1 pseudogene is annotated in these 786 nt (G+C 42.7%); it reads left to right on the top strand.

Annotated elements, in window-relative coordinates:
- Positions 1-786 (top strand): annotated as a pseudogene (locus A3729_RS32175) (hypothetical protein); the annotation flags it as partial.

Genomic DNA, 786 nt, shown 5'->3' with positions numbered 1-786 from the left:
TACCAGGAGCTGGAATCCAACGAAGAAAACTTTAAAGTATCTGACCCTTTAAGGGCTGATACCGATGGGGATGGCCTTAGTGATGGCGATGAAGACATAGATGATGATCTGTATGTCAACGACTTAGATCAAAATAATGAAGATTCTTCAGTTATTGTTGCAGATACTGATTTTGATGGATTGCCGGATGGTATTGAAGTGCTGCTTACCCAAAGTAATCCTGCTAAGAACGATACAGATGGAGATGGCTTGTTTGATGGCAATCAAAATAATGACACCGAATCTCGTTATGAAGTTATTTATGATTCCGCAAACCCTCCGAGATTAATTGAGAGCACAGCCTCTTGTAATGCTGATGAATATCGACTTAGTAACATAGGAAACAGTGAATATTGCGTTCAACTTTCATATATATCAGACCCGTCAAAGATAGATAGTGATGCAGACGGCGTACCTGATCGGTACGTCACGGAAAGCTCGAAAGAGATGTTTGATCATTTTCCACTTGATAGGAGTTGTCATAGATTAACTGATGGCGTAATTGATAATGATGATCCTTCTGACAGGAAGTGCTATTCCGCGTGGATGGCGGGGCAGGCCTCTATCGACCAAGTTCGCAATGGCAGCTGGGATGATATAAGTGCAGGGAGTCAAAATGTCGTAACGTTTTCCGGTAAAGGCTGGGATAGAATCATCAGATATCGAATGGGGGCTTCTGAAGATACATCGTATTATCTCCCGCATACACCGGTAAGTGGTGATGTAGTAACCGCGCTTTCAGGAAGC

The sequence above is a fragment of the Oleiphilus sp. HI0043 genome, assembly GCF_001634935.1.
The sequence above is the reverse complement of the archived record's forward strand: the minus strand, read 5'-3'. Positions and strand labels throughout refer to the sequence as shown.